This window comes from Mesorhizobium sp., assembly GCF_005063415.1.
GTDB lineage: Bacteria > Pseudomonadota > Alphaproteobacteria > Rhizobiales > Rhizobiaceae > Mesorhizobium.
Genome location: NZ_SUEG01000012.1, coordinates 20,169 through 46,369, shown reverse-complemented (window position 1 = coordinate 46,369; position 26,201 = coordinate 20,169). Strand labels below are relative to the sequence as shown.

At 62.2% G+C, this 26,201-nt stretch carries 24 protein-coding genes, 5 pseudogenes and 1 riboswitch; of the genes and pseudogenes, 16 read left to right on the top strand and 13 right to left on the bottom strand.

What is annotated here, in order from left to right:
- The 4 genes and pseudogenes from E5W70_RS05870 to ugpC all read left to right on the top strand — a co-directional run.
- A pseudogene (locus E5W70_RS05870) lies at positions 1-480 on the top strand (extracellular solute-binding protein); the annotation flags it as partial.
- Positions 480-1,418 carry a sugar ABC transporter permease gene (locus E5W70_RS05865; RefSeq protein WP_292655154.1) on the top strand — a complete coding sequence of 313 codons (939 nt, stop codon included), beginning with the start codon at positions 480-482 and terminating at the stop codon, positions 1,416-1,418. The pseudogene E5W70_RS05870 and the gene E5W70_RS05865, both read left to right, overlap by 1 nt.
- Positions 1,419-2,240: a carbohydrate ABC transporter permease gene (locus E5W70_RS05860; RefSeq protein WP_023674179.1), complete on the top strand. Its 822-nt coding sequence runs from the start codon at positions 1,419-1,421 to the stop codon at positions 2,238-2,240.
- Positions 2,241-2,279: 39 nt separating this feature from the next.
- A complete protein-coding gene (ugpC, locus tag E5W70_RS05855; protein ID WP_292655147.1) occupies positions 2,280-3,338 on the top strand; it encodes a sn-glycerol-3-phosphate ABC transporter ATP-binding protein UgpC in 1,059 nt (352 codons plus the stop codon).
- Between the two features lie 28 nt (positions 3,339-3,366).
- On the opposite strand, the gene E5W70_RS05850 is transcribed toward ugpC, so the two are convergent.
- Positions 3,367-4,482 (bottom strand): Gfo/Idh/MocA family oxidoreductase, encoded by a 1,116-nt coding sequence (locus tag E5W70_RS05850; RefSeq protein ID WP_292655144.1) that lies wholly within the window; start codon positions 4,480-4,482, stop codon positions 3,367-3,369.
- Between the two features lie 18 nt (positions 4,483-4,500).
- Entirely contained in the window at positions 4,501-5,157 is a 657-nt protein-coding gene (locus E5W70_RS05845) for a GntR family transcriptional regulator (protein ID WP_292655141.1), read from the bottom strand.
- A 228-nt stretch (positions 5,158-5,385) separates the two neighbouring features.
- Here E5W70_RS05845 and E5W70_RS05840 point away from each other — a divergent pair.
- From E5W70_RS05840 to E5W70_RS05825, 4 genes and pseudogenes are all read left to right on the top strand, one after another.
- Positions 5,386-5,697: pseudogene (locus E5W70_RS05840) on the top strand (LLM class flavin-dependent oxidoreductase); the annotation flags it as partial.
- Positions 5,697-5,819 (top strand): annotated as a pseudogene (locus E5W70_RS05835) (ectoine/hydroxyectoine ABC transporter ATP-binding protein EhuA); the annotation flags it as partial. The pseudogenes E5W70_RS05840 and E5W70_RS05835, both read left to right, overlap by 1 nt.
- Positions 5,816-6,547: a GntR family transcriptional regulator gene (locus E5W70_RS05830; protein WP_292655138.1), complete on the top strand. Its 732-nt coding sequence runs from the start codon at positions 5,816-5,818 to the stop codon at positions 6,545-6,547. The pseudogene E5W70_RS05835 and the gene E5W70_RS05830, both read left to right, overlap by 4 nt.
- A gap of 331 nt (positions 6,548-6,878) precedes the next feature.
- Positions 6,879-7,239, top strand: a pseudogene (locus E5W70_RS05825) (tetratricopeptide repeat protein); the annotation flags it as partial.
- 26 nt (positions 7,240-7,265) lie between these two features.
- On the opposite strand, the gene E5W70_RS05820 reads toward E5W70_RS05825, so the two are convergent.
- Entirely contained in the window at positions 7,266-7,658 is a 393-nt protein-coding gene (locus E5W70_RS05820) for a GFA family protein (RefSeq protein WP_292655136.1), read from the bottom strand.
- Between E5W70_RS05820 and E5W70_RS05815 the strand changes: the two genes are divergently transcribed.
- The 7 genes from E5W70_RS05815 to E5W70_RS05785 all read left to right on the top strand — a co-directional run bounded on the left by E5W70_RS05815 (position 7,657) and on the right by E5W70_RS05785 (position 13,948).
- The gene (locus tag E5W70_RS05815; RefSeq protein WP_292655133.1) at positions 7,657-7,863 is read left to right on the top strand and encodes a hypothetical protein; all 207 of its coding nucleotides are present in this window, start codon (positions 7,657-7,659) and stop codon (positions 7,861-7,863) included. The two genes, E5W70_RS05820 and E5W70_RS05815, sit on opposite strands and share 2 nt — an antisense overlap.
- 113 nt (positions 7,864-7,976) lie before the next feature.
- Positions 7,977-8,882, top strand: a complete 906-nt coding sequence (locus tag E5W70_RS05810; RefSeq protein WP_292655130.1) for a DMT family transporter — start codon at positions 7,977-7,979, stop codon at positions 8,880-8,882.
- A gap of 147 nt (positions 8,883-9,029) precedes the next feature.
- Positions 9,030-9,749 (top strand): FadR/GntR family transcriptional regulator, encoded by a 720-nt coding sequence (locus tag E5W70_RS05805; RefSeq protein ID WP_292655127.1) that lies wholly within the window; start codon positions 9,030-9,032, stop codon positions 9,747-9,749.
- 105 nt (positions 9,750-9,854) lie between these two features.
- Positions 9,855-10,775 (top strand): sialic acid TRAP transporter substrate-binding protein SiaP, encoded by a 921-nt coding sequence (locus E5W70_RS05800; protein WP_292655197.1) that lies wholly within the window; start codon positions 9,855-9,857, stop codon positions 10,773-10,775.
- Between the two features lie 144 nt (positions 10,776-10,919).
- Entirely contained in the window at positions 10,920-11,492 is a 573-nt protein-coding gene (locus E5W70_RS05795) for a TRAP transporter small permease (RefSeq protein WP_292655124.1), read from the top strand.
- A 3-nt stretch (positions 11,493-11,495) separates the two neighbouring features.
- On the top strand, positions 11,496-12,902 hold the full coding sequence (locus tag E5W70_RS05790; RefSeq protein ID WP_292655121.1) for a TRAP transporter large permease: 1,407 nt from the start codon (positions 11,496-11,498) through the stop codon (positions 12,900-12,902).
- Complete coding sequence (locus E5W70_RS05785; RefSeq protein ID WP_292655118.1) at positions 12,899-13,948, top strand: L-idonate 5-dehydrogenase; 1,050 nt, start codon at positions 12,899-12,901, stop codon at positions 13,946-13,948. The genes E5W70_RS05790 and E5W70_RS05785 overlap by 4 nt, the downstream gene beginning before the upstream one ends.
- Positions 13,949-14,053: 105 nt before the next feature.
- Here E5W70_RS05785 and E5W70_RS05780 read toward each other — a convergent pair whose 3' ends face one another.
- From E5W70_RS05780 to E5W70_RS05770, 3 genes and pseudogenes are all read right to left on the bottom strand, one after another.
- Positions 14,054-15,793, bottom strand: coding sequence for a VirD2 family relaxase/mobilization nuclease (locus tag E5W70_RS05780; protein ID WP_292655115.1), 1,740 nt, complete (start codon positions 15,791-15,793; stop codon positions 14,054-14,056).
- A gap of 128 nt (positions 15,794-15,921) precedes the next feature.
- Positions 15,922-16,216: pseudogene (locus E5W70_RS33070) on the bottom strand (ABC transporter permease subunit); the annotation flags it as partial.
- A gap of 105 nt (positions 16,217-16,321) precedes the next feature.
- Complete coding sequence (locus tag E5W70_RS05770) at positions 16,322-16,963, bottom strand: peroxiredoxin-like family protein (protein ID WP_292655110.1); 642 nt, start codon at positions 16,961-16,963, stop codon at positions 16,322-16,324.
- Between the two features lie 613 nt (positions 16,964-17,576).
- Here E5W70_RS05770 and E5W70_RS05765 point away from each other — a divergent pair.
- A complete protein-coding gene (locus E5W70_RS05765; protein ID WP_292655108.1) occupies positions 17,577-18,086 on the top strand; it encodes a hypothetical protein in 510 nt (169 codons plus the stop codon).
- Positions 18,087-19,076: 990 nt separating this feature from the next.
- Here E5W70_RS05765 and E5W70_RS05760 read toward each other — a convergent pair.
- The 7 genes from E5W70_RS05760 to E5W70_RS05730 form a co-directional block, all read right to left on the bottom strand.
- Positions 19,077-19,838 (bottom strand): hydroxymethylpyrimidine/phosphomethylpyrimidine kinase, encoded by a 762-nt coding sequence (locus E5W70_RS05760; protein WP_292655105.1) that lies wholly within the window; start codon positions 19,836-19,838, stop codon positions 19,077-19,079.
- Positions 19,829-20,434, bottom strand: a complete 606-nt coding sequence (locus tag E5W70_RS05755) for a thiamine phosphate synthase (protein WP_292655100.1) — start codon at positions 20,432-20,434, stop codon at positions 19,829-19,831. The genes E5W70_RS05760 and E5W70_RS05755 overlap by 10 nt, the downstream gene beginning before the upstream one ends.
- Positions 20,431-21,204, bottom strand: coding sequence for a thiazole synthase (locus E5W70_RS05750; RefSeq protein ID WP_292655097.1), 774 nt, complete (start codon positions 21,202-21,204; stop codon positions 20,431-20,433). The genes E5W70_RS05755 and E5W70_RS05750 overlap by 4 nt, the downstream gene beginning before the upstream one ends.
- Position 21,205: 1 nt before the next feature.
- Entirely contained in the window at positions 21,206-21,403 is a 198-nt protein-coding gene (gene thiS / locus E5W70_RS05745; RefSeq protein WP_292655094.1) for a sulfur carrier protein ThiS, read from the bottom strand.
- Positions 21,372-22,373: a glycine oxidase ThiO gene (gene thiO, locus E5W70_RS05740; protein WP_292655091.1), complete on the bottom strand. Its 1,002-nt coding sequence runs from the start codon at positions 22,371-22,373 to the stop codon at positions 21,372-21,374. The genes thiS and thiO overlap by 32 nt, the downstream gene beginning before the upstream one ends.
- The gene (thiC, locus tag E5W70_RS05735; RefSeq protein WP_292655089.1) at positions 22,370-24,205 is read right to left on the bottom strand and encodes a phosphomethylpyrimidine synthase ThiC; all 1,836 of its coding nucleotides are present in this window, start codon (positions 24,203-24,205) and stop codon (positions 22,370-22,372) included. Before thiC ends, thiO begins: the two co-directional genes overlap by 4 nt.
- 103 nt (positions 24,206-24,308) lie before the next feature.
- Positions 24,309-24,425: riboswitch (TPP riboswitch) on the bottom strand.
- Between the two features lie 185 nt (positions 24,426-24,610).
- On the bottom strand, positions 24,611-26,155 hold the full coding sequence (locus E5W70_RS05730) for a Fic family protein (protein WP_292655085.1): 1,545 nt from the start codon (positions 26,153-26,155) through the stop codon (positions 24,611-24,613).
- Positions 26,156-26,201: the final 46 nt, after the last annotated feature.

Here is a 26,201-nt window from a genome sequence, read left to right as displayed (position 1 = left end):
GTGGGTTTTGCCCCGCCGATGGAAAATCCGGAAAAATCGAGGGTGGTCGGCAAGGTCGGTTATGGCGTGATGCCCAAGGGTCCCAAGGCGCATGCCTCGGGTACCTTCGGCGACGGGATTGGCGTTGCCGCCGCCAGCGAGAAGAAGGAGGCCGCCTATCTGTTCTGCCAGTGGGCGGTATCACCAGCCATGGGCGCGCGGCTGTTGCAGGCCGGCGCCGGTGTTCCGTTCCGCAAATCCGTGCTGGAGGATCCCAAGGTGCGCGAAGGCGTCACCATGCCGGCAAGCTGGCTCGATGCCGTGGTCGGCTCGGGCAATATCAGCCGGCTGGCGCTGCCGGTTATCATCCCCGTCACGGAATTCCGCGACATTTATGGGGTGGCGTTGACCAACATGATTGCCGGCGCCGATCCCGCCGCGGAGCTGAAGAAGGCCACCGAACAGTTCCAGCCGGTTCTCGACAGGAGCGAGCAGGGCTGATGTCGGCCACCACCCCAGAACAGGCCGGGGTGACGATGCCGGTTATCGACGGGAGCCAGACGATCCGGCTGGCTCCCAACTACTGGCCCTTCGTTGTCCCGGCACTCGTCGTCGTCGGCGCCGTCATCGTCTTCCCCTGGGCTTTCACCCTGTGGATGAGCGTCAATCGCTGGACGCTCGGCCAGTCGCGGAGCTTTGCCGGGATGGAAAACTATCTCCGCCTGGCCAGCGACCCACGGTTCTGGGAATCCCTTGTTCATACATTGACCTACACCTTCCTCTCGGTTGCAGCGCCGATGCTGCTGGGCACTCTGGCCGCCCTGATCTTCGACGCCAGGTTTCCGCTGCGCGGCTTGCTGCGCGGCGTCTTCGTCATGCCGATGATGGCAACGCCCGTTGCCGTGGCACTGGTCTGGACCATGATGTTCCATCCTCAGCTCGGCGTGCTCAACTACCTGCTGTCGCTGGTCGGCATCCCGGCTCAGGAATGGATCTTCAATGCCAACACGGTCATCCCGTCGCTGGTTGCGGTCGAGACCTGGCAGTGGACGCCGCTGGTCATGCTGATCGTGCTGGGCGGACTGGCCTCGGTGCCGCGCGAGCCCTTCGAAAGCGCCGAGATCGATGGCGCCAATGCCTGGCAGCAATTCCGCTATCTCACTCTGCCGATGATCGCGCCGTTCCTGATGATCGCGGTCATCATCCGCACCATCGATGCGTTGAAGAGTTTCGACATCATCTACGCGATGACCCAGGGCGGGCCGGGGACGGCGTCGGAGACCATCAACATCTATCTCTACAACACCGCCTTCTCCTACTACGATATCGGTTACGGCTCGGCCATGGCCGTGGTGTTCTTCATTGTCATCGTGGCCCTGTCCTTCGTGCTGTTGATGCTGCGCCAACGCTCGCAGTGGATCGATACGGAGGGCAAATAGATGAGTTCACGGCTACTCAACCAGATCGGTCTGTTTTTCGCTGCCCTGGTTTTCGTCTCGCCGGCGATCCTGTTCTTCCTCTGGATGATCTCGCTGTCGCTGAAATTCGAGATCGACAACGGTGCCTATCCGCCGATCCTGATCCCGGAACGTTTCGCCTGGTCGAACTATGTAAAGGTGTTCGAGGAGAACAATTTCCTGCTCTATCTCTGGAACTCGGTTCTGGTGACCGGCACGGCGACCTTGCTGGCGCTGCTGATCGGCGTACCGGCCGGCTATGGCATCGCACGCCTGAAGGCTGAACGGTCGGCGGTCGTCATCATGATCGCCCGCATGACGCCTGGGCTATCCTATCTCATCCCGCTGTTTCTGCTGTTCCAATGGATCGGGATCCTCGGCACGCTCTGGCCGCAGATCATCATCCACCTGGTGGTGACGGTGCCGATCGTGGTCTGGGTGATGATCGGCTATTTCGAGACCACGCCGATGGAACTGGAGGAGGCGGCCAACATCGACGGCGCCAGCTCCTGGCAGGTTTTCCGGCTGGTTGCCCTGCCCATCGCCAAGCCGGGCATCGTCGTCGCCTTCATCCTGTCCGTGATCTTCTCGTGGAACAATTTCGTCTTCGGCGTGGTGCTCGCCAGCCGTGAGACGCGCACCCTGCCGGTCGCCGTCTACAACATGCTGTCCTACGAACAGGTCAGCTGGGGGCCGCTCGCCGCGGCGGCGCTGGTGGTGACGTTGCCGGTGCTGATCCTGACCATGTTCGCGCAAAGGCAGATCGTCGCGGGGCTGACCGCCGGCGCCGTCAAGGGCGGCTGACGGCGCGCCCGGACATCACTCTTTTCCAGGGAAGATCCAATGGCATCGGTAACGATCAACAACGTGCAGAAGGCCTTCGGGGCCACCAAGATCATTCACGATGTCAGCGTCGATATCGCCGATGGCGAATTCGTCATCCTGGTCGGCCCGTCGGGATGCGGAAAATCGACGCTGCTGCGCATGATTGCGGGACTTGAAACGATCTCCGGCGGGAAGATCGCCATCGGCGAGCGTATGGTCAACAATTTGCGGGCACGGGACCGGAACATCGCCATGGTGTTCCAGAACTATGCGCTCTACCCGCATATGACTGTTGCCGACAATATGGGCTTTGCCCTCAAGATCAAGAAAGCCGATCCGGCCGATACCGCTGGCCGGGTCAGGAAGGCAGCTGGCATCCTCGGCCTGGAAAAGCTGCTTGACCGCTATCCGCGCCAGCTTTCGGGCGGCCAGCGCCAGCGCGTCGCCATGGGCCGCGCGATCGTACGCGACCCGCAGGTCTTCCTGTTCGACGAGCCGCTCTCCAACCTCGATGCCAAGTTGCGCGTCCAGATGCGCGGCGAGATCAAGGCCCTGCACCAGCGGCTGGGTACCACGACGATCTATGTCACGCACGACCAGATCGAGGCCATGACGATGGCCGACAAGATCGTCGTGCTGCATGACGGCCTGGTAGAGCAGATCGGCGCGCCGCTGGACCTCTACGACCATCCGGCCAATCTCTTCGTTGCCGGGTTTATCGGCTCGCCCGCCATGAACTTCATTGCCGGCCGCATCGAGGAGGGCGTGTTTCGCAGCGCCGGCGGGTTGGTCCTGCCGTTGCCGGAAGGCGCCCAGCCGGCGGATGTCGCGGGACGCGAACTCGTCTACGGCATTCGACCGGAACATATCCGGGCAACCGGGCAGGGCGTGCCGGGCACGATCACGCTTCTCGAGGCGACCGGCTCGGAAATCTTCGCCAGGGTCGACTGCTCCGGGGAAGAAATTTCCTGCCTCTTCCGAGAAAGGCTTGCGCTCAAGCAAGGCGAAGGAGTGCGGATCGAAATCGACCGCGCATGTGCGCATCTGTTCGACGCAGCAACCGGTCGGCGCATCTGACTCGGTGGTCCGGTAATGCGTGGTCGGCCTAGGTCGGCAACACGAATTCACCGGCGAGTTCGATGGCGCGGCCTTCGCGGGCCGATCTCTGGGCGGCGAGACCCATGACGACGGCCCACCAGCCGTCTTGCATGGTCACTTCCACCTTGCTCTGTCCGCGCACCGCAGCGGTGAAGCGGGCGTGCTCGAAATAGGTCGAACCGTTATGGTCGCCTGCCTCGAGCAGCCGGGGGTCGACGGGAATCTCCAGCAGGCGTGGTCCAGGCGGATTGCGCGGGCTGACGATCAACTGGGGCACTGGCGAAGGGCCAAGGTGGGTCGGCCAGAAACGGCCTGGTCCGGGCACCAGACATTCGATCTTTCCGTCGCCGCCGACAGCGCAGAGTTCCTCCTGGTAGCGGCTGCCCTCGGCAAACATGCACAGTTCCAGCATGGCGCGCGCACCGCTCGCGAAGTCAACCAGCACATAGCCATGGTCAAAGATATCCGGCCTCTCACCGCCATAGCGTTCGTCGAGATGGTTTACGGCCTGTCCACCGCTTGCCATAACGCGGACGGGGTCGGATCCGAGGATCAGCCGCATCAGGTCGAAGAAGTGGCAGCACTTCTCGACGAATGTGCCGCCGGTGTTGCGGTTGAAGCGGTTCCAGTCGCCGACCTTGGCCAGAAAGGGGAAGCGGTGCTCGCGGACCGTCAGCATGCGGATGCCGCCGGTGGCGTGGCGGGCCTGCTCGACAAAGGCAGCGACGGGGGGCATATAGCGATATTCCATGGCCACCCAGACGAGCGGAAGCCGAGCTTTCAGCGCCGCGATCCGCCCCTCGTCGGCGGCCTCGGTGAAGAGCGGCTTTTCCACCAGCACCGGCAGCGATCGAAGTGCGGCGATCTCCTCCATCTGGCCAAGGTGATGGTGGTTGGGGCTGGCAATCAAGACGCAGTCCACCTCGTCCATGGCCAGCAGTTCGGCGATCGATGCCACCGACCGCGCGCCCGACGCCGTCGCCAGCGACGCCGCCAACATGCCGGGGTCCGGCTCGAAGATCGCAGCCACATGCGCGTCGGGCAACAGGGCGATGTTGCGGATGTGCTCGCGGCCCATCATGCCGCAGCCGATGATGCCGTAGCCGATCGATGATCTGGTCACGCTGCGACTTCCTCCGGCCTATCTGAAACGCGTGACGTACCGCGCCGCGCCCGGATCGAACCAGCTGCGGGAATATTCCGCGCTGGCGCCGTCGCCAGCCCAGGCGATACGTTCAATGAAACCCACAACCGTCCCCGGCGGTGGCCTGAACTCGAGCGGGGCCCAGTCCGGCGCGGGCGCGACGGCGACATGGTCTTCGGCGCGAACGATCGAAAAGCCGAGCGCGAGCCGGTAGTGGAGATAGAGGGATTCCGACAAATCCTCGCGCTTGAGCCGCTCGGCGCGGCTGGCGTCGAGCCAGATCTCCTCGACCGCGGCCGATTCGCCGTCGAGCCGTCGCAGCCGGCGTATGCGGTGGGCTTCGCCGGCGCTGCCGAATTGCGGCAGGTCGGCGGGCTTGGGCAGCCGCTCGACTGATAGCACGTCGGCGCTCGGCAGGCCGCCACCGCCGATGCGCTCCAGGCGAAAGAAGGCATAGATCCCGAGCAAGTAGCCGCGCGCCCGCACATAGTTACCCGAGCCCTGGATGCGGTCGAGAAGGCCCTTTTCGGTCAAATCTGCCAGCGCCCGCCTGAGTGTGCCGACGGCAATCCCGAGGCTCGCGGCCATCTCGCGCTCGGGCGGCAGCCGCGCCCCGTCGGCCAGCCGCCCGGCCGCGATTTCGCGGATCAGCATTTCGCTGGTCTGCAAGTGCACAGGCAAGGGCCCGCGCATCTGGCTGGATCGGTGGCCGGAGTCCGCCCTTGTCAAATGCATCCGGTGTTCCATTCGCATTCCGGTTTCGGGTTTGGCTCCAAAATTGATACAGTATTGATCTACACCAAAACGAATGCTACGCAAGCCCTATTCGCAGCTCCGGACGTCATTCAAGAGTGGCCCGGACGTCTTTTCTGAAGAGTGGCAATGAGCATCGTCCCAATCACTTCGCCGGATCTCGATGCTGCCGAAGTCTCGTGGTTCGCCGCCCTCTGCTCGGACGACTATCGATATCTCGGCGTTCTGCACGGCGCGCTGCGCTCGAGCTGGGCGCATTGCTCCGAGATCGTGAAGACGTCCGAGGAACTCGGTTTCCGCAACATCTTGTGTCCGTCGTCCTATCAGGTCGGACAGGACACGCTGAGCTTCGTCGCCGGCTGTGCGCCGATCACCTCGAAGATCAATCTGCTCGCCGCTGTGCGCTGCGGCGAGATGCAGCCGATCATGCTCGCGCGCACGACCGCGTTTGCTTCTTCTATCAAGGCAAGATCTGCGAGCAGGGACCGCCAAGCCAACTGTTTGGCGCCCCCAAGAACGAGCGGACACGGCAATTCCTGCACGCTGTCCTGGAGGCTGGATGACGATCGCGACAGATGCCAGGCTGCCCACGACGGTGACCGCCGCGCCGCCGCGCCCGCTCTCGGCACGGGAGCGGTTCGAGCGCATTTACCGGATATTGCGCGACCGCATCTGCCTGCTCGACTATGCGCCGGGAAGCCATCTGTCCGAGGAAGAACTTGCCCAGGAATTCGAGATCAGCCGCACGCCGGTCCGGCGTGTCCTGGCGCGTCTCGAATCCGAGGGTCTGGTCCAATCCGTCCACGGCGTCGGCACGATCGTCACCGACGTCGACATCGAGGAATTGCAGCAGGTCTATCATTTGCGCCTGGAGCTGGCGCTCCTCGTCGGCAAGCTTTCGCCGATCCCGCGCACGGCGGACGACCTCGACCGGATACGGGCGCTCATCGCGCGCTGCGATGCCGACATACTCAATCCCGACCAGCGCGCTTTCCTGCGCCTCAACATGGATTTTTTCTACGAGCTTACGGCGATGACCGGCAACCAGCCGCTGCGCGAGATCAGCGAGCGCCTGTATTTTCAAGTCGCGCGCGTCGTCCTGAAGATGATGCCGCAATTGGGCCTTGTCGAGGAGTTCACCGCGTTCCGCCGCGAAATGGAAGAGGTCCTTGCCGCCGCCGAGATCGGCGACTGGGAGTCCATAGGGCACATAAGGCGGGCGCATATCTCAATGAGCTTTCGCCGTATGATGCGTCATGCAGGCGAGGCGAATCTGGATAGAGCAACATAGTCAGCGCTTAAGATTATGCCGGTGACCTGCCGTCGAACTGGCCTCGTTGCCAGGGAAAGCATGGCCGCCCGCCCGATGCCGACAGAATTTGCCAGCACCGACGATGACTGACGTGGTTCGAGACTGCAGGCCCGCGCCGCCCTTAAAGAGGATCCTCACTCGGTATGTTGGCGGGGTTCCAGACGACCTCCCACAGGTGCCCGTTCGGGTCGCGGAAATATCCGGCATATCCGCCAAAGAACGCGTCCCGGGCAGGCTTGCCCGCGGAAGCCAACGGCAACGGGGACACCGTTCCGGAGGAGCGTTCCCGCGCCCGGATCAAGCGCGAACGGTCTTGGTGGGGCAGGTCGAGGAGGGCCTTGAGCACATTCGCAAGGCCTTCCGGCTGAACCCGTTTCCGGCAAGTTGGTATTATCTGACGCTCGGGCAGGCAATACGCGGCCCGCGAATACGAAGCTGCTGTCGAGACGCTGCCCAGGGACGAGACTTATCGTACAACCTCACGCCGTTTCCTGGCGGCAAGCCTTGCCCAACTCGGCCGGCTCGATGAGGCACGCGCAGAGGTCGAACTGTTCCTCGTCAGCAACCCGCATTTCACAATCCGCCACTGGGCGACAACGGAGCCATTCCGCGATGCTGCGACGCTTGAGCATTTCGTTGACGGCTTCCGCAAGGCCGGCCTTCCGGACTGACGCGCCGGCGCACCGTTCGTGCGACCTTACTCTTCACAGCGACCCGTAGCGTCACGATCGCGCTCGTATCGTCTCGTCAGCGGAAACGGTGGCAACCATGACTCGCGTCGGATGATCCAGCTTTCGTAGGTTGGCATCAGCTGGTCAGGCGCATCCAGGGACCCCAGGTTTACTTCGATTTCGTCTGCGGTGCGTCCGAAAATGGAGGAGCCGCAGCGGGGACAGAAAAACCGCCCGGCGTAGTCGCGTGTTTCGCCGTCGATCGTCACCGCATCCTCAGGAAAAATCGCGGAAGCGTGAAAAAGGGCGCCATGATGCTTGCGGCAGTCGAGACAGTGACAAAGGCCGACCCGGTATGGGCGCCCCGACGCGACAATTCGGACGTTGCCGCACAGGCAACCGCCGGTGAATCGGTCCATGCTGCGTCTCCTCCAAAATCAAGCGGCCGGAATGGTTACAACGACCGGCACTGTTGTTGCAATCGCCGCGCCGCGGGCGGGGATGCGTCGTTCTTTCGTGGCTGGCGATAGTGATCATCGCTTCGCGGCGAAGGGAGCCTATCAATATCAAACTCCTGCAACATCGGAGCGCCAGCGGCGTACCCCAACGCAATTTTCCTGGTGACCGCTCGGGCCTGCCTCACTTACATGAGGACCACGCAAAAACGGACCATTGCCAGCATGTCAGTAACAAGAGAACCAAACGGCGCCGCGGAACCGGCTAACGCGGAAATGCGCATGACGACGCGCGACCGCCCCTTCGAACCCGTCGACTACGGGCTTTACGCGCTGACGGTCATTGCCTGGAGCGCATCGTGGTTCGCGATCGAACTTCAGGTCGGCAGCGGCGTATCGAACGAGGTCAATCTGGTCTGGCGCTTCGCCATCGCTACGCTGCTGATGTTTGCCTGGGCGGGTTTTTCCGGTCGGCGGCTCCGCTTTCCGATCACCGATCATTTGCGCTTTGCTGTGCTCGGCATCCTCATCTTCTCGTCGAACTTCCTGTTTTTCTATTATGGCGCCGGCTATCTCGTCAGCGGCTTGCTCTCGGTCGTCTTCTCGCTCGCCTCGGTCATCAACATGCTGCTCGGTGCCTTGGTCATCGGCGAGCGCCCGGCGCCGCGCATTCTCGCCGGCGGCATCATCGGCTTCGCCGGAATAGCGCTGATGTTCTTTCCCGAAATCGCCGCGAACGGGCTTTCCGGCGGCACGTTGGTGGGCCTTCTGCTGTGCCTCTGCGGCACGCTGAGCTTCTGCGCCGGTAATCTCGTCTCCGTCGCAAACCAGCGCCGCGCCCTGCCGCTCGTTTCAACGAGCGCCTGGGGCATGCTCTATGGCACTCTGTGGTCGGCGCTTCTGGCCTTCCTGCTCGGTGAGCCGTTCGCGTTCGCGAGGACCGCCTCTTATATCGGCTCGCTGGTTTTCCTCGCCGTCATATCGACGGTCATGGCTTTCGCCGCCTACCTGACGCTGCTCGGACGCATTGGCGGCGCCCGCGCCGGCTATGCGACCGTCATATTTCCCGTCTTTGCGCTTTTGATCTCCACGGCGCTGGAAGGCTATGCCTGGACCGCTTACGCGATCGTCGGGCTCGTCCTCGTCGCCGCCGGAAACGTCCTGGTCATTCGCGGGGGACGGCGCTGACATATGGAATGCTTGCGCAATGCCGCCGCGTTCCGGTCGCGCGGGCCGCGGTTCTATCGAGCTTGACTCTCTGCGTCCTCTGTCTAAGCTGCGGTCAATGGGTCAGACCAATGTACCAAGGGTGGCCCGGGAGGGAACTAAACGCGCATGCCGATCCAGGCCGTTGAACCACGCCGGCTTTACCGACAGGTCGCCGATCAGCTCAGGCAGTTGATCGATGCCGGCGAGTTTTCCGTCGGCGACCGTCTGCCGACCGAGCGGGATCTGGCCGACCAGCTCGGAATTTCCCGCCCGACGGTCCGTGAAGCGCTAATAGCGCTGGAGGTCGAAGGCCGCATACGCATTCGCGTCGGCTCGGGTATCTACGTCACCGATCCGCCGAGCGCCGCCGCCTCCGAACCCGAAATGGAGGAAGGCCCGTTCGAGCTGTTGCGCGCGCGCGAATTCGTCGAAGGCGCGATCGCCGCCGAAGCGGCTCTCCACGTCCGGCCCGCAGATATCGAACGGCTCGACGACGTGCTGCGCCGGATGGAGACCATGCGTCACCCCAACAAGATGACCATTGCGCTCGACCGGGAATTCCATACCGCGGTCGCCGGCATTCTCGAGAACGCGGTGCTGGTGCGCTTCATCGGCGAGCTTTTCGACCAGCGCATGAACCCGTACTTCGAACGCCTGTCGATCTATTTCGAGACCAGCGATTCCTGGCAGGTCGCGGCAAAGGAACATCGTGCCGTGCGCGATGCAATTGCCGCGCGCGACCCCGAGCGGGCCAAGGCCGCCATGCAGCAACATCTGCGCCAGTCGCAAATCAGATTCTCACGCAATTTCGATGAGAGAGCCGCAGCCAAGGAGGTTGCGGAATAGCAGTTGGCCGGGGGGAGATCCGGCCGTCAAATTCAACCAGGGAGGAATTAGATGCTGAGAAAATACGCAGTTCTGCTCGGTGCGATCGCCGCAATTGCCATACCCATGGCGTCGGCCTCGGCGGAAACGGTCCTGAAATGGGCACATGTCTACGAGACGACGGAGCCCTTCCACACCGAGTCCGTGTGGGCGGCCGACGAGATCAAGAAGCGCACCCAGGGCCGCTACGCCATCGACGTCTATCCGGCCTCGCAGCTTGGCAAGGAAGCAGACATCAACCAGGGCCTGATGCTCGGCACCGTCGACATCATCATTTCCGGATCGAGCTTCGCGGCGCGCGAATATCCACCGATCGGCGTCACCTATTTCCCATACACTTTCCGCGATGCCGACCATCTGCTGAAATACACAAAGAGCGACGTCTACAAGGCCCTGACCAAGGGCTATGAGGACAAGACCGGCAATCATATCGCCGCCACCACGTATTACGGGACGCGGCAGACCACCTCGAACCGGCCGATCGCCAAGTGCTCCGACATGCAGGGCCTGAAGATGCGCGTTCCCGATGTGCCGGCCTATCTGGCCATGCCGCGTGCCTGCGGCGCCAACACGGCGCCGATTGCCTTCGCCGAGGTCTATTTGGCTCTGCAGAACGGGACGGTCGAGGCCCAGGAGAACCCGCTGACCACCATCGAGGCGAAGAAATTCTACGAGGTGCAGAAGAATATCGTGCTCACTGGCCATATCGTCGATCATCTCAACACCATCATATCGGCGTCGCGCTGGGCCTCGCTGTCCGACGAGGACAAGAAGATCTTTACCGAGGTGATGCAGGAGGCTGCCGCCCGCGCTACGGCAAAGATCGTCGCCCGCGAAAAGGAACTGGTGCAGGTATTCAAGGACCGCGGCATCACCGTAACCGATGTCGACCGTGCCGATTTCGAGAAGAATGTGCTGGAGAAGGTCACCTTCGAGGAGTTCGGCTACAACAAGGCCGATTGGGAAGCGATCCGCGCCATCAAGTAGGGCATCGGAAACCGGGTGCTCAATCAAGAGGATAGGGCAGCGATCGGATTCGCCGCTTTAACCTGCCCATCCGTCCGGCTTCAAATTGCGCCGGACGGCCTTTTCCAATCCTTGACGATCCACCAGCTTCGGGAGCCCGCGCCAATGGCCGAGGAACACCACACCGAGATCACCGTCGAAGAGATAGCCCACGCCTTCGAGGAGGTGCCGGTCCACGTCGATCTGTCGGACCACGGCATCGAGGACTGGGTCACGCTTGCCGTGTTCTGGGGCATGGTCGTGTGTGTCTTCCTGCAGTTCTTCACCCGTTATGCGCTGAACAACAGCTTTGCCTGGACCGAGGAGATCGCCATCAACGCGCTCGTCGTCGTTGTCTTTCTCGGTGCCGCCATGTGCGTGCGCCTGTCGCGCCATATCCATGTCGACGTGCTTTACCACTATCTGCCGGAGCGTGTCGGCCGCTGGCTGGCGCTCGCCGTCGATATTGTCCGCATCGCATTCTTCGCCTACGGAACATGGCTGATGTGGCGCTACGTCATGATCGTGGCGCATGAGCGCATGGTCACCGTCAATCTGCCGCGGCGCTGGTTCTTCTACGCCGTTCTGGCCGGCTTCGTGCTGATGCTTCTGCGCTCGATCCAGGTCTTTATCGGCAATTACCGGCGCGGCTATTCGGTGCTCGAGCGTCCCGGTGCGTTCGAGACGGCGGGGGTCTAAGCGATGCTGCTTCTGGTAGGGGGCTTTCTTGTCCTGATGCTCATCGGCGTGCCGGTCGCTGTTTCGATGGCGGCCGCCTCGATCCTTTACCTCGTCATCTACGGCGTCGCGCCCGATATCATCGCGGCCCAGCGCATGATCGCCGGGGTCGAGAGCTTTCCGCTGCTCGCCGTTCCCTTCTTCATCCTGGCCGGCAACCTCATGAACATTGCCGGCGTCACCGGGCGCATCTATTCCTTCGCCCTCGCCCTGGTCGGCTGGATGAAGGGCGGCCTGGCGCAGGTCAACATCATCGGATCGGTGATCTTTTCCGGCATGTCGGGCACTGCACTCGCCGACGCCGCTGGCATCGGCACGATCGAAATCAAGGCGATGAAGGACCACGGCTATCCTATCGACGCCGCGGTCGGCGTCACCGCCGCTTCCGCCACGCTCGGGCCGATCTTTCCACCCTCGCTGCCCTTCGTCATCTACGGCATGATGGCCAATGTCTCGATCGGCGCGCTGTTCATGGCCGGCATCCTGCCCGGCGTGGTCATGACCGTGCTGATGATGATTACGGTTGCCATCTTTGCCTACAGTCGCGGCTGGGGTTCCGACACACCTTTCGAGCTTCGGCGGCTCGCCGAAGCGGCGGGCGAGGTGCTGGTGGTGGCTGCCTTTCCGATCGGCTGTTACGTGCTTGTGCAACTTGGCCTGTCGATCAACATCGCGGTCGGCATCGCGCTGCTGGTGCTGATCGCGGCGGACTGGTATTTCGACTTCTCCGCGGTCATGGCGCTGATGACGCCGGTCATCCTGATCGGCGGCATGACGATGGGCTGGTTCACGCCGACCGAGGCGGCGATGGCGGCTGTGATCTGGTCGCTTTTCCTCGGGCTGGTGCGCTACCGCACGATGACGCTGCGTTTGCTTGCCAAGGCCAGCTTCGACACGATCGAAACGACCGCGTCGGTGCTGTTCATCGTTACCGCCGCATCGATCTTCGCCTGGCTGCTCACCGTCAGCCAGGCTGCACAGCTGTTTTCGCACTTCATTTTCGCGCTCACCGAAAACAAGTGGGTCTTCCTGATCCTGGTCAACATCCTGATGCTGGTGGTCGGCTGCTTCCTCGATACGATCGCCGCGATCACGATTCTGGTGCCGATCCTGCTGCCGGTTGCCGCCGTCTACGGCATCAACCCGGTGCATTTCGGGCTGATCATGACGCTCAACCTGATGATCGGGCTTTTGCACCCGCCGCTCGGCATGGTGCTGTTCGTGCTGTCACGTGTCGCCAAGCTTTCGGTCGAGCGCACCACCATGGCGATCCTGCCGTGGCTGGTGCCGCTTATCGTGGCGCTGCTTCTGATCACCTTCATACCCGCCATCACGCTTTGGCTGCCGACCGAGATGGGCTTGATCCGGTGAGTGGCCAGGTGATTGCCGCGACGCTGTTCGGCCCGCAGGACCTGCGCGTCGTGGAGCGTCCGCTCGAACCGCTGGCACCAGCCATGGTGCGGGTGCGCTTCGGGGCAGGGGGCATCTGCGGCTCCGACCTGCATTATTTCCGCCATGCCCGTACCGGCGACTTCGTGGTGACCTCGCCGCTTGTCCTCGGCCACGAAATCTCAGGCGAAATCGTCGAGATCAACGGCGCCGCGCCCGGCCTTGGCGTCAGCGACCATGTCGCGGTCAATCCGTCGCGCTGGTGCGGGCATTGCGCGCGATGCCTGGAGGGGCGCGCCAATCTCTGCGAAAACATCTATTTCATGGGCTCGGCATCGAAGACACCGCATATGCAGGGCGGCTTCGCGAGTCTGTTCGACGCCACGCCCGCGCAATGCTTCAAGGTTCCATCTGACGTGGCCTACCAGGCGGCGGCACTTGCCGAACCCCTGGCGGTCAGCCTGCACGCCGTCGCGCGGGCCGGCGACATCAGGGGCCGCAACATCGTCCTGTTCGGTGCCGGCCCCATCGGTCTCTTGACCATGCTCGCGGCCAAGCTTGCCGGCTGCGCTGAACTGACCGTCGTCGATATCGCCGCCGCGCCGCTCGCCTTCGCCCGCAGGTTGGGCGCCGACAGGACGGTCGACATTTCCGGCGGCGACGCCGAGCTCCAGGCGCTCTCGGACGGCGGTTCGCTTGACGTGGCGTTCGAGATTTCGGGCAGCGCAGCCGGCCTTGCCGCAGCAATCGCCAGCGTCCGGCGCGGCGGCACGGTGGTTCAGGTCGGCAACCTTCCCGGTGGCCAGATCCCACTGCCGGCCAATGCGGTGATGGCCAAGGAGATCGACCTCAAAGGCACCTTCCGCTTCGGCACGGAGTTCGGTCGCGCAGTCGACCTCATTGTGTCGCGGGAGGTCGATGTCCTGAAGCTGGTGACTGCCGAGCGCCCGCTTTCCTCCGCCCCCGATGCGTTCCGTCTTGCCGCCGACCGTTCACAAAGCGTCAAGGTCGTGCTGACCGCAGACTGATTGAGGGTTTGCAGGCCTGTTTTGACAGGGGCCATGACAGTGAATGTGAGACGCCCGGTGCTGGCTTTCCGAGACTAGGGTCAGACAGAATCCGCGCGTGTCGTCTCACAACCCGATGCCGCGCTTCTTTCCCAAGGTCCAATCCACGCCCCTTGTATCCGGACACACGACTCCGGAAACCTGATTGCCAAAGCGCTTCTCGAGCGATGGCGACCAGGGCACGAGCCTGAAGTCCAGACCATTGTCGATCATCGCGAACCGGCCGGAAGCCAGCGAGAAACGCTGCCGGTAAATCCCAGCCACATGATCGCCGTTGGCAGCGTTTCTGAATGACAGGCCGGTCTCGGCGGCGAGGCGGGCACCGAGCGATTCCACCTCATGATCGTGTAGCGTATCGATTAGATTGCGCGCTAGAACAACGCGCTGTCCCTCGCGCCGGGCCAGATCGCGCCTGACAAGCTCGTCTACCCGATCTTCCAGTGCCTGTCTTACCTCTTCGCCAAAGCCGCCGTCGCGGAGTTCGGCTGGCTTGTGCGCAACAAGTTGCTGATCAAGCCAAGTCGCGCCGGAAGCATGGACCTGCTGTTCGATCGAAAGGTCAGAGCGGACGGCGAGACTGACCCTGCCAGAGCCATTTGCACCCGCATCGCGGCACAACTCCACGACCGAGCCTGGGTCCGAGTCCCCGGCCGCGCCGGGGTCAAAGAAGCGAATGTGGTGCGGGCGACCGTCGATGCCGTCGACGATGGCGTAGGTCGAACCGCGCAGTTCGTCGAGACCGCGTTCGAGCAGTCGGCCGATCACCGGTGCATCAATCTTTTCGGCCGCAAGCACATAGTCGGTTGTCCCTCTTTCTAGCCCCCGCGCGGTGAGGCTGCGGTGCATGCGCTTGATGATGTCGCCGCGTTCGCCGAGGGCGCGCAAAGTCGGCTCGGCTTCTTCGGCCATCATCCATTGGCCCCGATGGATCTCATAAGCGAGGCCCAGGCGTTCCAGTTGCCGGAGCCGGCCGACCTTGAGCCCCAGGAATTCGTCGGGCTGGCCATCTGGATGTGGTGCCACTTCAATGACGCCATGACGGTTGATATCGCGAACAAGCTGGCGATCGAGCTGCGTCCAGCGCTCAGTGTCGACCTGCCGCTCGATGGCCTGGCGGACGTCGAGGTCGGTGCGGAGCCCCAGCGTCTGGGAGAGAATGTCGCTCGCCCGATCGCGCATGCCTTGGCGGATATAGTCGCGAGAGATGACAAGATTCTCGCCATTGTCGGCAACGCCACGAACGAGGATGTGAACGTGCGGATGTTCGGTGTTCCAGTGGTCGACGGCAATCCAGTCGAGCCTCGTGCCGAGATCGCGCTCCATTTCGACCAGCAGGTCACGAGCGAAGTTCTTGAGGTCACCGAGCTCCATTGCGTCGTCCGGCGAAACGATGAGACGGAAGTGATGCCGATCGTCCTTGCAGCGGTCGGAGAAGGCATCATCATCTGCCTCTTCGGTATCCGGACCGAACATCCTCGCCTTCTCGCCATCACGTGTAACACCTTCGCGGCGAAGGTACTTGATATAGGTGGCGAGTGGTGGAGACCCTCTGAACTGCCGCACCACACGGGTCTTGACGACGGCGCCTCGTGAGCGCTCGGAGATGAGGTGACTGGCGCGGATGGCCGCCGACCTGCCGCGGCCAAACGTTGAAGCTCGTGGGGAGGTGATCCGGCCCTTGCTTGTAAAATGACCGCCAGCGCGCTGTGTGGCCGCAAGCGCCTGGAAGATGAATGGTCGCGCCCGCTGGCCGGCGCGGGAGCGGATGCGACCAGGTCTGACGCGAAAGCTGTCGTCGTGTTTCATGCTAGGCGGCCACGAGGTGCAGTTTCCGTTGGAAAGACCGAAAAATGGGAATAGCGCACATCGCCGTTTGTGCCAGCACATCGCGAATTGAGCTGAAATTCACAGGAAAAACAATCGGCCGACCGACCGACGGCCAAGTATGCAGGTCGCATGACTTCCGACAGATACCCTCCATGATAGAGGCTCAGCCCCACCACCGCAGCGATCGTTGCAGAAATAAAATCCTCGGCGCCGAACAGGATCACCAACAAGGGCAGCCCGTAGAACGCGACGAACAACTGCAGGACGACGGGAACACTCCGGGCATAGGACACGAGAGGTCAGTCAGATGACTGATCACCGGTATCCTCCGAACCCGGAGTGTTGTCGCGACAAGAGCCAAGCAAAAGCCGACGACCAAATCGCTACGAAGCCCACGGGCAGACCTTAGCCTCCCGCGCTGAGCATTTCGACGATTGTTAAATCCAAAGAATCACCACAGGACGGTGGCCGTCGAGCGAGTTTTCAGCAGCCCATTTCCGCAGCCTCTTAATGTGCAACTTGGGAAGCTGCCGACATCAATTCCTCGGGATTCAGCGCTCTGAAGGTGTTGAGGCCATCCTCCAGAACTTCAGTGAAGTTCCAGCGTACGATGCCCGCCCGGTCGATTAGGAACTGACCGACAAGCTGCGCCTGGCTGGAAGCCATCGCCTGCTGATCGGCTCCGGTAATCTCATATCCTTCCTTCTTGTTAAGAAATTCATTCATTGCCATGACGTCCATAGGCTCGGGCAACTCGCCCGGGAGATGGAACGGTATCGCCATGACCGTGTCCATCCCGACCTCGCGCAAGCCGAAAGCACGGTGCGAGGCCCGCTCCGGGTCGGATGCGGCGAGAAGATCGGGTGCCGGGTGGTAACGGAAATACAGCCGCGCCCGCTCGACCGGCGTATTGACCACAGCCAGGCATTCGACGCCTTTCTCACGCAGGGCCGGCTTGAGTTGCGCCATCGCCGCGACATGGCGCCGGCAGAACGGACAGTGCAGGCCTCGGAACAAACCGATCAACAACGGGCTACGGCCTCGAAAATCATCGAGCGCGATCTTGCCTTCGCGTGAGATCGCATTGAGCACAACATTCGGTGCCCGGTCGCCCGGCTGCAGCGGGCGGTCAACACTACTCGTGGACATGGACAACCTCCTCGCCCGGGTCAGTCAGGGAAAGCAGCACACCCACGTTTCGGAGGCGATCAAGTGCTGGGGCGAAAGCTTCCTGTGCCAAGGCAATAGCTTTCGACCTCTGCCATATTGCCGAGGTCGAGATTACGCGCGTTGCAAGCCCATCATAACACGAAAGCATCTGCGTCGTCAGTCCGGCGATCGCGGCTTGCGAAGAATAGGCGGGGCGGGCGAGGCCGCTATTCTGCGCTTGATTTCATCTGTCCTCGATGCTCTGACACGAGATCGAAGCGTAGGGAAAAATCGCACGCCGGCGTCAAAATCGCGACTTGGCGTAGAAAAGGCGATGGCTCCCCGGGATCGATGAAGCGGCGAATTACGAATTCTCCATAGCACTGCGCCAGGATCCGCCGCGAGCATACAATATGCGAAAAACGCGATCGGGACCGCGCGGAAGCACTTCGCCTCGCCGGCGGACCCTTTGGCCCTTCCGCCGAAGTGAGTGCACCCTCTGCCGGCGGCTTTGTAAATGATGGACGCCTAGACACATGTTGTGAAAACGCGTGATAAGTTCGGTCTGCGCTAGATTCAAAGATGGCCGGGGCACCAGAAGATGGCCCACCAAATGTACAACGCAATGCTTGGCTTCGCAGCGCTTGTCTTAGCCGCGTGCCAATCGGCGCCCGAAACGCCGCAACCCGTCACTCTCGAACCCGCGTTAGAATCGGGAATTCCTCTCCAACCGCCCTTGGCTGCTGCCGGGGTTCCTTCCGGCTCAGCAATCATGCATCAATCCGTGGCGGTCACTCCGCCTGGCAAGGGCGTTCCAACAAAGTACGCCGATTTTTCCGGTCTATGGGCCGGCCGATTGGAGGGGATGTATGACGCCAAACTTGCTGTTCAAACGGTTTCTTCCAATGGGAAGGTGACGGTCACCTATGCGTGGGGAAATCTGGGCGACAACTATCCGGGAGAGGCCGCCGGCGCTGGAAGAATTGTAGGGAGGACGTTGAAGCTTGAGCGCCTGCCGAATGGCGCCGACGTCAGTTTTGTCATGCGGCCGGACGGAGCACTGGCCGGAACCGTTACGCTTGCCGGCCAGACCTACACGGGCGCGTTCCTCAAGCTACGATGAAGACGCATCCGAAGGGCTATGCAGTGGGCCAGGCGACTATTCCAATATTGCCGTCTACTCAGTTTCGTCCCGACTGAAATTAAGCCTTCGTTAGGTATGTCTGAGACCGTCGCGGGCTGGATTCAAAACGTTGGTCGACGGTTGTAGGTGCGCTCGGTAGGAACGCCGGTATGCATCATCTGTCGGTAAGTGTCGCCCTGGCCATTTCGCTTGTCGTCGGTTTAGTCGTGGCGGCGATCGCGTCGCGGGGGCAGTCAGAAGGCTGCGGCATCCGACGCTCACTCGTCCTGGCAGACAGTGAAGAAACGACAGTCGTGCCGTCGCGGAGCGGCTACCATTGAGAATTGGCTTCGGTAGGCGCCCGCGAGCTTCGCAAGACGGGATCATCGCAATCTACCTGATTGAAAGCCGCTGAAGGTCCTCGACCATCGAATCTCGGTGTGTTTCTCACAAAGTCGCTGGGATCACCGCCCTCCTAGGCTCATCGACCTTGAAACGTGGTGCTACGCGCCTCCCCATTGAGCTCGGGCCCAGGGCATTGGCTGCTTCGATGACCGCCTCCGGTCACCGGCTGGCTTTTGTGCATTTCGCCCGAAACTGTGCAGTGGTTGGGGAACGGGCTGAACAACAGCAATGGCTCAAATGGCTGTGGTCGCAATCTTCTCGCGCCATATTTCCGCGGAGAGCAGATCGGTCGCGAATTCCTGGCCCCTATGCGAACACCCGTCGCAATCCCGACAGCGACCGCCAAGGCAGCGGCGCAACGCGCCTGTTTTAGGGGAGGGAAGAGATTCGGCCAACCGATTGGTGCCTAAGCTCAAGCCTTGTTGTTCAACGCCTTTTGCCGCGACCGCTGGCGAATTGCTGCCACGAGTTCGGGTTCGAACCGCCGTGCTGTTGCGATTTTCGTCGAAGAGTTTGCGACAGCGAGCAAACGCTCAGGATCCGGCGTACTAGCGGCAAAAGCTGCTTGTACCGCACAAGCCGGGTTCATTCTGCTCCATTCTTCTGAAACGTGGCGAAGACAAGCCGCTTGCCTTCGCGCACGCTATCTTCGAGCGGCTTCGCCTTCGCCAGATGCGCCGCAATCGCGCTGGCCAGCATGCAACCTGTTCCGCGCATCGATGTGGCAAGGCGCGGTAGATCGACATGGATGGGTTGATGATCGGAGCGTAGCAGAATATCGGTCGATTGGGGTCCCGAGGCATGCCCACCCTTGATCAGCACTGCCTGAGGGCCGGCGGCCAGCAGTCTTTGTCCTTGTTGGAGCGCACCGTTCTCATCCACTGCCAGTTCGGAGCCAATAAGGAGCGCCAGTTCAGGAAGGTTGGGCGTGACCAGGCAGCAAAGCGGCATCAGATCGCGCTTCATGACGGCGATAGCGCCTGCTTCCAGGAGAGCCCGGCCTGAGGTGGAGGCCAGCACTGGATCGAGTACTGCCGGCACCTGTCGATTTTCGCGCAGTACGGCGGCAACCGCAGCGATGATCTCGGCTGTTCCGAGCATGCCGATCTTGATTGCCGCCACTTCGTTGGCCTGCAGCGCGGCGCGCATCTGATCGGCCACTAGGCTTGGCGGCGAATGAAGGATTTCCATCACAGCGTCGTGCGTTTGCACCGTCAGCGCTGTGACGGCCAGACAGGTGCGCACGCCAATGGATGCGATCGTTTCGATATCGCGTGCTATTCCAGCACCCCCGCTGGAATCCGATCCGCCAACGACAAGCACATGCGCTTCTCGTCTCATCGCCATCGGTCCGTCTTTTCGATCCATTCCCTGGTGCGCGCTTCGGGATCGGAGCTCAAAGTGATGTCGGTGACCACTGCGGCGCTGTCGCCGCCGGCTTCAAAGACGCCGTCGAGACGGCCAGGGTTGAGGCCGCCGATAGCGACCAATGGGATTGGCGCCACGAGCCGCTTCCACTCGCTGATCCGCTCTAGCCCTTGCGGTGCCCACTTCATTTTCTTCAAGATGGTGGGATAGATCGGACCCAGCGCAACATAGTCGGGATCGGCAAAAATGGCCGTTGCCAGCTCGGCATGATCATGCGTGCTCAACCCGAGCCTGACACCGGCCGACCGTATCCTTGAGAGGTCGGCGGTTTGCAGATCTTCCTGGCCGAGATGCACGAAGTCGCAGCCCTCCTCGATTGCCAGGCGCCAATGATCGTTGACGATGAGCTGGCACTGGTGCTCGGCGCACAGGGCCTTCGCCTTCCCGATTTCGGTGCACAACCTGGCCTCATCTATGGTCTTGATGCGCAGTTGCACCAGCCTGACGCCAAGCGGCACCAGCCGTTCGATCCAGGCAGCACTGTCGACGAGCAGGTAGAAGGGATCGAGCTTCATGAAAAAACTGCCCTGCCGATCGCCGGCGTCGACGGCACGGCGACGTCGCGCGGTTCGAGCATTCCCGAGCAGAAGGCCTCACGACCGGCCTCGACCGCCTTGCCGAAAGCACGCGCCATGCCGACCGGATCGGCCGCCTTGGCGACCGCCGTGTTCAGGAGCACGGCGTCAAAGCCGAGTTCCATGACGGTCGCCGCGTGCGACGGCCGTCCGAGCCCGGCATCCACGATCATGGGAATGTCGGGGAAATGTCCGCGTAGCGAGCGCAGGGCCATGATGTTGACCGGCCCGAGGGCGGAACCGATCGGGGCGCACCACGGCATCAGGACCTTGCAGCCGGCCTCCAGTAGCCGCTCTGCGACGACAAGGTCGTCGGTGGTATAGGGGAATACCGAAAAGCCGTCCTCGCACAAGATGCGGGCGGCTTCGACCAGGCCGAAGACGTCAGGCTGCAGAGTGTCGTGGTTGCCGATCACTTCGAGCTTGATCCAGCTCGTCCCGAACACCTCGCGCGCCATTTTCGCGGTGGTGACCGCTTCCTTGACGGAGTGGCAGCCTGCGGTGTTGGGAAGGATTCTCGTGTCGAGCGCGCGGATCAGCGACCAGAATTTTTCGCCTCCCCTGCGGCCTGCCATCTCACGTCGCAAGGAGACGGTCACCACCGACGTGCCTGACGCCTTGACCGCATCGGCAAGGATGGCCGGCGAAGGATACTGAGCCGTGCCGAGAAGCAGGCGGGAGGGAAGCGTCGTCCCGAGAAGATCGAACATGCTAGCCTCCCTGCATGGGCGAGAGGATTTCGATCCGGTCGCCGTCGCTCAACTGGAACTCCGCCCGGTTGGCTTTTTGCACGAGGTCGCTGTTGACGGCCGTCGCCAGCCAATCGCCCTCATAGTCGAGCGCGGCAAGCAGCTCCGCCAGCGTGGTGGCGGCAACCTCATGCGCTTCGCCGTTGACCATTAGTTTCATGGGCAAGCTCCTTGGTTCTGTCTTGACTGAAAACCAGGTCGGCAGCCTGGCGCGCCATGGCGGGGGCGAGGAGAAAGCCGTGACGATAGAGCCCGTTGATCGCTATGATCTCGCCGTTCGTTTCTACGCGCGGCAGGTTGTCGGGAAAGGCTGGACGGACGCCGACACCGGTTTCAACGATCTCGGCCTCGCGAAAGGCCGGATGGAGGGCATAGGCGGCACCCAGCAGCTCCATCATCGATCGCGCCGTGACCGGTCCGACGGACTGGCTTTCAATCATCGTCGCGCCGATCATGAAACGGTGGCCGGTGCGTGGCACCGCATAAAGCGGAAAGCGCGGATGAAGGAGCCTGACCGGGCGCGACAGCGAGACATCAGGCGTATTCAGGATCAGCATCTCGCCGCGAACGCCGCGCAGTCGGTCATCGCCCGCCGCCATTCCCGTGCATTCGATCTGGCGATCGAAACCGGAAACAGCCGAAGCGTCGGCGCCGAAGTGGAACTCGACGCCCATCGCCGCCAGCCTATTATGAAGTGCCGCCATCGCCTGGCGCGGGTCGAGATGGGCCCCATCGGGGAAGAGCAGTCCGCGGCGGAAGCGGCCGGCGAGGTCAGCTTCCAACTGCGAGATTTCATCTTCATCGACGTGCCGGTGACCCGACGTGCGGCTGGCAAACCGGTCGAGCTCGCCCGCATCGCGCGGCGCGGCCACGACCAGCGTTCCCGCCCGTGTCACCTGGCCGGGCGTTGCCGCCTCCCACCAGTCCGCGGCGTTGCATCCGAGATCCAGCACGGGCTGCTCGGCGCTTTCACGCTCGCACCATGGCGCCAGCATGCCGCCGGCGAACCACGACGCATTGCCGCCAAGGCTGTGTCTTGTCTCGGCAACGGTCACCGCCGCGCCGCGTGTGGCGAGCTCGAAGGCGGCGGTGAGGCCGGCGACGCCGGCCCCTTTGACCAGCACCCTCATGATGGTTCATGCGCCTCAAGCATGAGCGGTGCGCCGGTCTCGTCCGCCGGCACATAGAGATCGCCGCCTTCGCGATATTTCGCCGCCATCGCCGCCATGCCTTCCTTCTGTGCCTCGGCGCGAATGTCGTGGGAAATGCGCATGGAGCAGAATTTCGGCCCGCACATCGAGCAGAAATGCGCCACCTTGTGCGCCTCCTTGGGCAATGTCTGGTCGTGGAAGGAGCGCGCCGTTCCAGGATCGAGCGACAGGTTGAACTGGTCCTCCCAGCGGAACTCGAAACGCGCCCGGGAAAGGGCATCATCCCTGACCTTTGCAGCCGGATGACCCTTCGCCAGGTCGGCGGCATGGGCGGCGATCTTGTAGGTGATTACGCCGGTCTTGACGTCGTTGCGATCGGGAAGGCCGAGATGCTCCTTGGGCGTGACGTAGCAGAGCATGGCGGTGCCGAACCAGCCGATCATCGCCGCCCCGATGCCTGAGGTGATGTGGTCGTAGCCCGGCGCGATGTCGGTGGTCAGCGGCCCAAGTGTATAGAATGGCGCCTCGGCGCAGACGGCGAGCTGCTTGTCCATGTTCTGCTTGATCTTGTGCATCGGCACATGGCCGGGCCCCTCGATCATTACTTGGCAATCCTTTGCCCAGGCGATCTTGGTCAGCTCGCCAAGCGTTTCCAGTTCGGCGAACTGCGCTGCGTCGTTGGCATCGGCGATGGAGCCCGGACGAAGCCCGTCGCCGAGCGAAAAGGACACATCATAGGCGCGGCAGATGTCGCAGATATCGGCGAAATGCTCGTAGAGGAAGCTTTCCCGGTGATGGTGCAGGCACCATTTGGCCATGATTGAGCCGCCGCGCGAGACAATGCCCGTGACCCGGTCGACGGTCAGCGGGATGTAATGCAGCCGCACACCGGCATGGATGGTGAAGTAGTCCACGCCTTGTTCGGCCTGCTCGATCAGCGTGTCTCGATAGACCTCCCAGCTCAGATCCTCGGCGATGCCGCCCACCTTCTCCAGCGCCTGGTAGAGCGGCACTGTGCCGATCGGCACCGGCGCATTGCGCACGATCCATTCGCGGATGTTGTGGATGTTGCGGCCAGTCGACAGGTCCATCACCGTGTCGGCGCCCCAGCGGATCGCCCACACCATTTTTTCGACCTCTTCGGCCATGGAGGAGGTGACCGCCGAGTTGCCGATATTGGCATTGATCTTGACGAGGAAATTGCGACCGATGATCATCGGCTCGCTCTCGGGATGATTGATGTTGGCGGGAACGATCGCCCGTCCGCGCGCCACTTCCTCGCGCACGAATTCCGGTGTGACGAAGTCGGGGATCGCGGCGCCGAAGGCCTCGCCGTCGCGCTCAAGTTTGCCACGCAGGATCTCGCGGCCGAGGTTCTCGCGGATGGCGACGAACTCCATTTCAGGCGTGATGATGCCGGCACGCGCATAGGCAAGCTGGGTCACCGCCTTGCCCTGTTTGGCCCTGAGCGGTTGGTTGCGAATGGGAAATTCCGGCGTCAGGCGCTCGCCCGTCGCGAATCCGTTGTCCTCCGGCCGGACGTGGCGGCCGTCATAGGCCTCGACATCGCCGCGCGCTGCAATCCATTCGTGGCGTAGCCGGGCAAGGCCTTTTTCGATGCTGGTTTCGACAGCCGGGTCGGTGTAGGGGCCGGACGGATCATAGACGGTGACGGCCGGCTCGCCGGCCGTCGGATGGACGGAGATTTCGCGCATCGGCACCCTGATCTGCGGGTGGATGAAACCGGGCCTGTGGATTTTTCGCGAGGCGGGCAGTGGTCCCGTCGAGACGGCCGGGGTGAGGGCATTCATCTTGAGGCTCCTTTGCTCATGCATTGGAGACCCAGTTCTGTGCCGGAAGGATGAAAAGACGCTTCTGTTGACCTGCTGAAACAGGACCTCGGGCGTAAACTCCCGCAAAGCGCTTGCACCGTCCCTACGCCAGTGTGAACTGGATCAGGTTCAACGGGTCACTGCGCCGCGAAAGCCAGCAGTATCTCAGCCCCTTGCCGGGACTCCCCTGGTGAATGCGTCAGGTTGGACGGGTTGGCTCCGATTTGTCAAGCGCATTCGGGCCGAGGCGGTGATCGGCGGCCGGTCAGACCGTGCGGAAAAAACTCGTGCATGTGTCGGCGACAAATCAAGCGTTGAGACGAAGACCGGGATAAGGGTCGCAAACCATTGGACTAAAGATCGATTCTTATGATGATTACGCCTTCACTCGGCACCAAAGGTTTGTGCGTAGACCGCCTCGATTCGCCCTGCCTCGTCATTGGTCAGCGCGGCGAATTCCTCTTCGCGTGCGCGGTTTGACAGATGGCCACCATTCTGGTGAAGGAAACGGAAGAGCAAATCGGTCAACCGCTCGGGCATGTCGATAAAGGCGTCCACCTGCTGCCGAAATTGGGCGTAGCGGTGCAGAAAAGCGGTTTCCTCGGGAAGGTCCCGTTCGATCGTCCGCTGAACGCAGGCATAGAGGAATTCGGCGTGCGGGGTTGCATCGAAGAACCGGTAGAAATCACCGGTGTCATTCAGCACCCGGACGTTGAATTGCGGCGTCGGTTCCCATTCCACAAACGGCAGAAGGCGCTGCGAATAGCTCTCGAGCACGCCCCTGTACTCGTTGATTTGGTCCAGAATCGCGGCCGAGACGGGAAAGACCACTCCCCGCGGATTGAAGCCGCGCATGGCAAGGACGTGGTGGATTAGGTACCGGTGAATGCGGCCGTTTCCGTCCTCGAACGGGTGGATGTAGACAAAGCCGAAGGCGAGGATTGCGGCGGCTATGACTGCATCAAGGTTTTGCGCGGGGCCCTGATCGAAGGCCGCCATTCCATCGATTAGCCTCGGCAGGTCCTCGGGGCGAGCGCTGATGTGATCGGGCAGGGGCGTGCCGTTGTCTCGGTCATGCTCACCGACAAAGCCTCCTTCTTTTCGGAAGCCAAGTCTTACGAAACGGGCGTCGCCAAGTACAATTCTTTGCAGACGCAGCAGCTCATCGCGATCGACCGGCCAGCGGCCGGCTTCGCCGATGGCGCGGCCCCAGCGCTGGATGCGATCTTGCGGCGGGCGCTCGCCCTCGATCGCATAGCTTGATCGCGAGTCTTTGAGCAAAAGAAAGGCGGCGGTCCGAGCAAGAAGGTCGCGCGGCACGTTCGCTATGATTGCCTCCGCGCGCCGCGGTAGTTCAAGGCCGATGAATTTTTCGAGAGTCTTGGTTCGGAACACCAGCGGGCAGAACTCAGGCGTGCCGGGGAGATTGTCCCTTAGGCGGTAGCGCGAAGCGGTCTTCTCGGATCCGGGCCACTGCAGCTCGGGATCGACAACCGGAACGTATCGTCCGGCCTCCGCGTCCGGCAGATCGAGACGCGTGCCCGTCAGCCATTCATATAGAAACCAGATGCGGCGGGCATAACTGCCTGTGGGGCTTTCACGGACGAGCGCCTCGATCGGCGCGGGACCGGTCACCTGGAAGAGCCGCTTGAGGACGGCAAGGTCGAGCCCCTCGTACTTGAGCGCGAAGGTCAGGTGGCCTTCGAGTGTTGGATGTGGGGCATGGCGGGGCGTCATGATCCGCCAACCATCCCGGTCCGTAATGCGATGATGCTCGCCAGTGGCCGACAGCGTCCGGGGCAAGGGCACGGCGAGCCCGTAGGCTCCGATCAGCGCGCTGTATCCGGCCGGGGTCACCATCTCCGGAAGGCGGATTTCCTGAAAAACGATAACAGGACCTGAAAATTGGTGCTGTTCCGCCACAGACATGAAAAGCGGATCCTTTCATCGTATTTTAGTGCTCCAGCCAAACACT